Annotated in this window: 1 protein-coding gene; it reads right to left on the reverse strand. The window is 28.3% G+C overall.

The window, feature by feature from the left end; genetic code table 11:
- Positions 1–216 precede the first annotated feature (216 nt).
- Positions 217–594: a PucR family transcriptional regulator ligand-binding domain-containing protein gene (locus B5E87_RS14860; protein WP_087246183.1), complete on the reverse strand. Its 378-nt coding sequence runs from the start codon at positions 592–594 to the stop codon at positions 217–219.
- Positions 595–651 lie beyond the last annotated feature (57 nt).

Below are 651 nucleotides of genomic sequence, written 5' to 3' on the forward strand. Positions count from 1 at the left end.
CGCTTTTCATGAGAATAGAAACTTTCAACGATAGAGAGATAAGTCCTGCCCTTTAAAGTAGTTTTTTTAAGAAAATAAGCCATAAAAATACCTCCAAAATATATAACACTACTATCACTATTAATATTATAACATAAAAAATAATTTAAAAAAATACAAAAACACAAAAAAAGCCGACAAAATCGGCACAATTTAATATTTGGTTAAAAAGAAGTCCTAAAAAATATAGTGATAACTTCTAAAGACGGGACTACGCATCAGTTCATTCCTATTTTCTTCAATAGTGCGTGGATCACTAAAAATATTTTGAAAATACTGTGTAACCAAATAATCCTCTTTTTGCGAAAACAAACAACGCATACAAAAATCTTTAATCAGGTCAACCATATGAATATGCCATGGTGAAATTAACAGTGGAAAATCATTGTTTTCACAATAATCAAGAACATCCTGAGGAACATCAAAAATATACTTTCCAGTATTAATAATAAGCCCGACACTATGATACTTAACCAAATATTCTACAAGGTTTATAATATTGTCAATATAATTTTTACCAAAAATGTTAATTTGAAAATTACCAGAAATGTTAATTTATTGTTACCAGTTTTGCTCACATATGTTTACCACTTCCGTCCATTTCTAGTCTTC

The sequence above is a fragment of the Massilimicrobiota sp. An142 genome (genome assembly GCF_002160725.1).
GTDB lineage: Bacteria > Bacillota_I > Bacilli_A > Erysipelotrichales > Coprobacillaceae > Allocoprobacillus > Allocoprobacillus merdigallinarum.